Origin of the sequence: Eudoraea sp., from assembly GCF_049665975.1 — a bacterium.
In the GTDB taxonomy this organism is placed as follows: Bacteria; Bacteroidota; Bacteroidia; order Flavobacteriales; family Flavobacteriaceae; genus Eudoraea.
In genome coordinates this window covers 1-8,572 of the sequence record NZ_JBATGR010000399.1, presented here as the reverse complement: position 1 = coordinate 8,572, position 8,572 = coordinate 1, and the positions used below count along the sequence as shown (strand labels likewise).

The 8,572-nt window shown below is 34.9% G+C and carries 7 protein-coding genes and 1 pseudogene; 7 read left to right on the top strand and 1 reads right to left on the bottom strand.

From position 1 onward, the window contains the following. Positions 1 to 738: 738 nt before the first annotated feature. Positions 739 to 1,788: a 2Fe-2S iron-sulfur cluster-binding protein gene (locus WBN20_RS13375; RefSeq protein WP_424282057.1), complete on the bottom strand. Its 1,050-nt coding sequence runs from the start codon at positions 1,786 to 1,788 to the stop codon at positions 739 to 741. 120 nt (positions 1,789 to 1,908) lie between these two features. Here WBN20_RS13375 and WBN20_RS13370 point away from each other — a divergent pair, with 120 nt between their 5' ends. The 7 genes and pseudogenes from WBN20_RS13370 to WBN20_RS13340 all read left to right on the top strand — a co-directional run. After that, positions 1,909 to 3,381 (top strand): DUF5687 family protein, encoded by a 1,473-nt coding sequence (locus WBN20_RS13370; RefSeq protein ID WP_424282056.1) that lies wholly within the window; start codon positions 1,909 to 1,911, stop codon positions 3,379 to 3,381. A 16-nt stretch (positions 3,382 to 3,397) separates the two neighbouring features. Further along, a complete protein-coding gene (locus WBN20_RS13365) occupies positions 3,398 to 4,093 on the top strand; it encodes an ABC transporter ATP-binding protein (protein WP_424274966.1) in 696 nt (231 codons plus the stop codon). A gap of 174 nt (positions 4,094 to 4,267) precedes the next feature. Then, a complete protein-coding gene (locus tag WBN20_RS13360; protein ID WP_424282055.1) occupies positions 4,268 to 6,829 on the top strand; it encodes a tetratricopeptide repeat protein in 2,562 nt (853 codons plus the stop codon). Positions 6,830 to 6,834: 5 nt separating this feature from the next. Further along, positions 6,835 to 7,329 (top strand): bactofilin family protein, encoded by a 495-nt coding sequence (locus WBN20_RS13355; protein WP_424274968.1) that lies wholly within the window; start codon positions 6,835 to 6,837, stop codon positions 7,327 to 7,329. 133 nt (positions 7,330 to 7,462) lie between these two features. After that, positions 7,463 to 7,678: an AtpZ/AtpI family protein gene (locus WBN20_RS13350; protein WP_424271663.1), complete on the top strand. Its 216-nt coding sequence runs from the start codon at positions 7,463 to 7,465 to the stop codon at positions 7,676 to 7,678. Position 7,679: 1 nt separating this feature from the next. Next, positions 7,680 to 8,072 (top strand): hypothetical protein, encoded by a 393-nt coding sequence (locus WBN20_RS13345; protein ID WP_424282054.1) that lies wholly within the window; start codon positions 7,680 to 7,682, stop codon positions 8,070 to 8,072. A gap of 165 nt (positions 8,073 to 8,237) precedes the next feature. Next, positions 8,238 to 8,572 (top strand): annotated as a pseudogene (locus WBN20_RS13340) (F0F1 ATP synthase subunit A); the annotation flags it as partial.

Sequence of the window (8,572 nt, the reverse complement as noted above, 5' to 3'; positions counted from 1 at the left end):
GCGTTTTAAATTCTTATCCATTAGATTTGGGTTTTGGGGTTAAACAGACCGTTAAGTCTATAAACAAAGAACCCCTGAAACCTCATGAAGGTGAATATTAAAGGATGTATGACTTTAAAAATTCGTTAAAATGTTCAATTCCCGTTAAACTGCATTACCTGGCTTGATTTTTACCGACCACTTGGTCGGTAAAAAATATCGACCAACGGTATTTTATAGATTATTTAGACCTTTTCTATGTCTTAAAAACTAAAAAAGGGATCCCAAATAATCGTTTATTTACTTTTTACCATTATGTTATTTAGGGAAATATTCCCATATAAAGTGTTTTAATGGGTGGAACTCTTCTTTAAGATCACCTGCAACCTAAAATGAATAGAACAGACTATTTAGTTTAAAATAGTCATAGAATAATAGAGTTGATAATTGATAAAGTTGGATTTGTGGTCTGATCCTGGGGATAAAATGCCATTCTTTCGAACATCTAATTAAAAACAACACTAATTACAAACTACATAGTTTCTAAAAAGCTGGTTTGTCATATTTGATTTTTAATTAAAACAGGATCCTTTTAATATAAAAAGGTGTCCTTTCAATAAGGCAAAGATCTAAATAGTGGTCTTAATAAGTTTTAGGACCCCACAGTTCTGTTATAAATGATAGTGCAGAAAATTTCTAGCCCACAAATAACTACAGACAAGGCCAGCGTTCATTAAAAAGGGCAATCAACCAAAACTATTAAACATCGTCATAGTCTATCTTTAAGGTAGCGGTTACCGGATGAGCCTGGCAGGTAAGAATTAGTCCTTCTGCAATTTCGCTATCCGTAAGAATCTGGTTTTTATCCATTTTTGCTTCACCTTCCGTTATTCTTGCAATACAAGTACTGCAAACACCTCCCTGACAAGAATATGGTGCATCTATATCTTCGTCAAGGGCCGCATCTAAGATCGAAGATTTTTTATCCATACTAAACGAGTGTACTTCATCATCCAGTACAACTTCTACTGCTGTTTTACCCTCAAGATTTTTGGTTTCAGATTCTTCATTTTCGCTGGCAGTAAAAAGTTCATAGTAAATTGAATCCTCAGCTATTCCATTTGCCTTTAATGTTTCACATCCAAGGTTTATCATTTCCTCCGGACCACAAAGGTAGAATGTGTTGAAATTAGTTTCTTTAAATTTATTTTTAAGGATAAAGTTTATAACAGATGTATCAATTCTTCCAAATAGTGAATCCTCTTCACGGGCCCTGCTGTACACAAACTCTGCAGTAAACCGATCTTTATAGGTATTTGTAAGTTCCAATATCTCATTGTGGAACATGGTTTCAGATTTATTTTGATTTCCATAAACCAAAACAAAAGTGTTTTCTGGATGACTTTCCAAAACAGTTCTGGCAATACTCATAATGGGCGTAATTCCACTTCCTGCCGCAAAAGCACATATATTTTCCTGTTTATTAGAAGTTTTAAAAACAAAGCGCCCCTCAGGGGGCATTACGAGTAATTGGTCTCCTTCCTGGAGCAAAGTATTGGCATAAGTTGAAAAGCGTCCTTCGGGCACTTTTTTAATACCTATAGTAATATGCTTGTCTTTTGGACTTGAGGAAATAGAATAGGCTCGCCTAACCTCCTCCCCGTTAACTTTATGCTTAATTGTTATATATTGACCGGCTTCAAAATTAAATTCATTTTCCAGTTCTTTAGGAATAATAAAACTTACAGCTACAGAATTTGGCGTTAATCTGGATATCTTGCCTATAGTCAAGGAATAAAAGTCACTCATCAATAAAAAATTTTTGCAAAATTAAGGAATGCTTTGGATTAATAATGAGAAATTAGCTTCTCTTTGTAACAAAAGATAAATTTGACCTACTAATTTTCTGAACAAAAAACACCAGCCTTCATGTTCAAACACTTTTTTACACTGCAATGGAGATCATTTTTCAGAGCAGCTTCCTTCAAAACAAATCTGGCATTTAAGATCTTAATGATTTTTGGAGCCCTGTATTTTATCGCCATATTTTTGGCATTGGGGGTTGGATCCTATTTTATTATTGAAAAAAATGGATTGGGAGACCCGCTCAAGTTTGTAAATAAATATATAATTTATTACCTGGTAATGGACATCTATATTCGCTATATGCTTCAAAAGATGCCTATTTTGAACATTAAACCTTTGCTTTATTTACCCTTTAAGAAAAGTCAGGTAGTTTCATACTCCCTTGGAAAGACTATTTTTTCATTCTTTAATTGGTCTCACGCTTTTTTCTTTGTGCCATTTTCCATTGTTCTAATTATTGAAGGATATAATCCCGCAGGGGTCATAGGTTGGCATTTAGGAATCATGGCTTTATTTTATTGCAATAATTTCATCAACATCATGATGAATAATAAAGACAGTGTGTTTTATCCATTAGTCGCAATTTTGGCCATTTTGGCTATTTTTCAGTATTATGAATGGTTTGATATCACGCTTTACACTTCTCCTGTTTTTAACTTGTTTTATGATATTCCCTGGACTTCTTTAATTTCCTGGGGCGCGTTAATTTGGCTGTATTTTGCGGCCTTTAACTATTTTAAAAAGAACATGTATCTCGATGCTGGTTTAGCGACCAAACACGATATTGCAAAATCTGAAGATTATACCTGGCTAAATCGGTTTGGAAACTTAGGCACTTTTCTTAAAAATGATATCAAACTAATAAAGAGAAATAAACGGTCTAAAACCACCGTACTCATGAGTTTTATATTTCTTTTTTATGGGCTATTGTTTTTTACCAATAGTATTGAGGCCTATGAGAACCCTGTTTGGAAGATATTTGCAGGCATCTTTGTTTCCGGAGGTTTCCTAGTTAGTTTTGGTCAGTTTGTACCAAGCTGGGATAGCTCATATTACCCCCTTATGATGAGTCAAAATATTCAATACAAAGAATATCTTTCCTCCAAATGGTATCTTATTATAATTGCCACAATAATTAGTACAATCTTATCTGTATTTTATCTGTATTTTGGCTGGGATGCGTATTTGGCAGTTATTGTTGGTGCAATCTACAATATTGGGGTAAATTCTTATCTGGTTTTATGGGGAGGAGCGTATATTAAAACTCCGATTGATTTAACTTCTAACAAGAAAGCCTTTGGAGATAAGCAAGCTTTTAATATAAAAACACTACTTCTGACATTACCCAAACTAATCTTACCCTTAGCGATTTATGGATTAGGTCATTACCTTATTAATCCAACGGCCGGATATATATTTGTTGCGCTTACTGGAATATTGGGCTTTGCCTTTAAGAATGTGGTATTCAGAAAGATTGAAAGCATATATAAAAAAGAAAAATATAAAACCCTTTTGGCTTACAAACAGAAAGCCTGACAAAATATAAATTGAAATGATTTACTCGCAAAATCTTACCAAAATCTACGGAGATCAGACAGTATTAAATATTGAAAGCTTAGACATACCCAAAGGCCAAAGTTTCGGCCTGGTTGGCAATAATGGCGCAGGCAAAACTACGTTCTTCAGTTTGCTTTTAGACCTAATTCAGCCCACAACGGGTACAGTAATGAACAATGAGATACAAGTAAATATAAGTGAAGCCTGGAAACCGTTTACTTCGGCATTTATAGACGAAACATTTCTTATTGGATACCTTACTCCTGAAGAGTATTTCTATTTCATTGGAGAGTTAAGAGGGCAATCTAAAACAGATGTTAATGAACTTTTAGCCAACTTTGAGGACTTTTTTCATGGGGAAATATTAGGCCAGAAAAAGTATTTACGTGATTTATCTAAGGGAAATCAAAAAAAGGTGGGGATAGTAGCTTCTTTTATTGGGGAGCCTCAGGTTATCATCCTGGATGAACCTTTTGCGAATTTAGATCCCACCACTCAAATAAGACTCAAGGCAATTATCAAGAAACTGGGCGAGGATAGAGAAGTTACCGTCCTGGTTTCCAGTCATGATCTCATTCATGTAACAGAAGTTTGTGAGCGTATTGTAGTATTAAATAAGGGTGAAATTGTTAAAGATATTCAGACCTCAACAGAAACTTTAAAGGAACTTGAGTTGTTTTTTGGAGGCTAAGATTGTCACATTTAATATGATGTTTTTTACTTTTATTACAGAGAAGCTTTTTAGGTTAATATAATTCTTTTCTAATATTTTAGAACCTGTTCAATATTAATCCTACCTTTTCAGGTCCTGTGGCATAATAAACTTATTGTTTTTAAGTTTAGATTACATAGAATACCAACAATTTTGAAGCTTCGTATAAAATTTATTCTGGCTGGTGTTCTTGGGGGCATACTTTTTAACGCTTGTTCTACCAAGAAAGACACTTTTGTAAACCGCAATTGGCACGCGATGAATACCAAGTACAATGTCTTGTACAATGGTAATATTGCATTTGAGGAAGGAAGAGAAGCTCTCAATATATCATACCAGGATAATTATTGGGAAGTTTTACCTGTTGAACGTTTGCAGGTAAAGGATGAAATAAGACTAGACTCTGAAAACAACAACCCAAACTTTATTATTGCTGAAGAAAAAGCCACTAAGGCTATTCAAAAGCACAGTATGGATATAAAAGATGAAGAGCGCAATCCACAAACAGATGAGGCCTTTCTGCTTTTGGGTAAAGCCAGATACTTCGACCAGCGCTATATACCGGCAATTGAGGCGTTCAATTATATTTTAAGAAAATACACACAAAGTGATAAGTTAAACGAAGCTACAATTTGGAGAGAAAAAACAAATATTAGGCTGAATAACGAAGAACTTGCTTTAAAAAATTTAAATCGCTTATTAAAGTATGAACGGCTTAGTGATCAGGAATATGCAGATACTCATGCAATGATGGCGCAGGCATATATTAACCTTAAAGCTCCGGATACTGCCATTCAAGAACTAAAAATAGCTTCTGCATATACCAAAAAGCTTCCTGAGAAAGGCAGGTATTATTTTATTATTGGGCAATTATTTACTCAATTGGGATATAGAGATAGTGCAAATTATGCATTTGGAAAGATCATTGAATTAAATCGGAAATCACCCAGAGTGTACATGATTAATGCGCATTTACATCAAATTCAAAACACTGAAATAACAGAGGAAAATAGGGAAGAACTGCTGGAAGAGCTGGAAGATCTCGAAGAAAATAGAGAAAACAGACCATTTTTAGATAAGATTTACAATCAGAAGGCTGAATTTTATATGGCTACTGGTTCAGACAGTCTGGGAATTGTCTATTTTAATAAGTCTTTAAGGGCAACACAAAATTCACCACAGTTGAATTCCCTTAATTATGAAAATCTTGCAGAATACAATTTCGATGGAAATGACTACAAAATTGCCGGAAATTATTATGATAGTGTTCTGACTAACTTACCTGAGAATACTAAAAAATTCAGGGCTATAAAGAAGAAATTGGATAATCTGGAGGATGTCATTAAGTACGAAGATATTGTTCAATATGCAGACAGCGTAATAACACTTTACAATCTTCCAAAATTAGAACAACTAACATTTTTCGAAGATTATATTGCCAAAATGAAGTTGGCTGAGGAAGAAGAGGCATTAAGAAAGGAAAATCAGGCTAATGCTGGTTTTGCAGCTTTTGCAGAATCAAAGGGAGGGAAACAAAATAAAGGTAAATTTTACTTTTATAATATTACCAGCCTGGGTTATGGCAAAAACGACTTTAAAACCAAATGGGGAGACCGGGTATTGGAAGATGAGTGGCGTTGGAGCAATAGAAACACAACACAGCTCGCAGAGGATACAGGGCAACCTCTCATTGCCGATGGTGGTATCGGTACTGGAGAAGAGCTGACAGAAGAACAGAAATATTCAGTGGAATACTATTTGGATCAGATACCCACAGATATTGCAGTTATTGACAGTCTTAAAACAGAAAGAAATTTTGCTAACTACCAGTTGGGATTAATTTATAAGGAGAAATTTAAGGAAAACCTTTTGGCCGCAGGCAAATTGGAAATGGTTTTAAAGTCTGAGCCGGAAGAACGCCTCATACTTCCATCTATGTATAACTTGTACAAGATATATGAAGAATCTGGCAGTCCACTTGCTGAAAATATGAAACAAAATATTATCCAAAGCTATCCTGATTCACGTTATGCGGAAATTTTAGTGAATCCAAAAGCAGTTTTAGCCGGTTCAGCAGACAGTCCTGATGCCAAATACGCACAACTATATAAACTATATGAAAATCAGGATTATTTAACTGTTATAACAGGCGCCGAAGTCAACATAAATTTGTATACCGGAGATCCTATCGTACCAAAATTTGAGATGCTAAAGGCTAGTGCCATAGGCAGACTTCAGGGCTATGACTATTTTAAGGAAGCCCTTAATTATGTAGCCCTTAATTATCCGAATAATCCTGAAGGTAAAAAGGCACAACAGATGATTGCTGAACAGTTGCCCAAATTAGAGCCAAAGGACTTCTCATTAGAAATTGACTCAAAAGGAACTGCGAATTGGAAAGTTATATATCCATTTAAAAGACAGAATGATGATAAGGCACTGGAACTTAAAAAATTATTGGAGGGATCTATTGAGGATTTAAAATATAATAACCTCGTTTCTAAGGATATTTATAACCTGGAGATGGAATTTATTGTAGTTCATGGATTTAAATCAAAAGACTATGCTTTAGGGTATGTAGAACTACTAAATAAAAACAAGGATTACCGAATTGCTAATGAGAATTTTGTAATTTTATCTTCCAACTATAAAATCATTCAAGTACATAAAAACATACAAGAATATAAAAATCAAGTTTTAACCCCAAAACCATAAACAAGATGTTTTCTGATAACAAAAAACCCAGAACTATGAACGAAATAGGAGGACAACCCAACAGAATTGAAAAGAACACTAAAATCAAAGGCGATATAATATCCGAAGCCGACTTTAGGATAGATGGAAAGCTAGATGGAAATGTAAAAACCTCCGGAAAGGTTGTAATTGGCAAAGACGGCTATATTCACGGCAAGGTAGAATGCGTAAATGCCGATATTGAAGGAAGTTTTAACGGAGAATTGCAAGTATCTAATTTATTATCACTTAAGGCATCTGCAGTTATTGAAGGTACTGTAACCGTTGCTAAACTGGCAGTTGAACCTGGCGCTACATTTAATGCGTCATGTACTATGAAAGGAAAAGGAGGTATAAGTTCGAATGAACCACTTAAGACCGCAACAGGCAGCAGCTCTTTGAGTTCTGGTTCAGGAGGGAGCTATAAATCTGGCGCTGTTAGTGGATCTGGCAGTAAAAATGAACCCGCTAAGGTTTCCTGATCGCACCATTTTTGTATTTCCATTGATTCCGGTCTAAGTAGATAGTTTTATAATGGAGCTCACTCAAACTTCTGGATACACTTAAGTCCCTTGCGCATCTAAATGTAAAAGTCTTATAGTTATTTCAATCAAAATGGCAAAAGGGAAAAAGGAAGTTAAATACTGGCTAAGTCTTACGGGAATAGCCGTTCAAATGGGAGTTATTATATATTTAGGTGCGAGCTTAGGTCAATGGCTCGATTTAAAGTATCAGAACGAAAAAAACACTTATACCATAATTCTTACTTTATTTGCAGTTGCCATTTCGATGTATTTGGTGATACAGCAAACAAAAAAATTGAACTCCTGATTTGAATAAAAAAATTATCATTTTCACGAGCCTGCTACTTGGCACGCTTTTGATTATTGGCCTACTTCACGCTGGCTTCTTATTCGCCCGAAACCCGGATGTAGATTATCGTCTTCTGCTCCTGGGCTATTTAATAAACTTTGCAATGGCCTTGGGGATATACTCAGCAATGCTTTATTTTGCTGAAAAGCAAAATAAGAATCTCGGATTTTTGTTTATGTTCGGAAGTACTTTAAAATTCATATTCTACTTCTTGATTTTTGATCCAATTTTTATGTTGGACGGTAAGCTCACAAAAGTTGAATTTTTTATTTTTTTTGTACCCTATTTTAGTTGTCTGCTTGTAGAGACTTTTGCACTAATCAAACTTATGCGGGAAATCGATCATCAATAGAATGCCTATCAACGGTTTTCAGGGCCAAAATAAAATTCTAAATGCTTTTTTCTTTTTAAGAGAATAGCTTACATTTGCACGGATTTTTAGAGACCCATTTTTATAAGTGATATGCGAAATTCTCTTTTGGTAAAATTCTTTCTGGTTTTTACAATTTTCTTCAGTGTGACGATATTCGCAAAGGAAGCGGAGATAAGTGCCGAAGAAACCAAAACCGACCTAAAAACGGAAATAGACGAGTATATCCAACACCACCTTAAGGATTCACATGATTTTTCTTTGTTTTCTTACACTGGCAGTGATGGGGCTGAACATCATGTAGGCTTTCCATTACCGATAATTTTATGGGATGATGGATTAGTGGTTTTTTCAAGCTCCAAATTCCATCATGGAAAAGAGGTAGCCACCTCAGGAGAGAATCATTACAAATTGGTTCACAGTAAAATTTATAAAACAGACGCAGCCGGAACTATAAATTATGATGCCGACCACCATGCTTC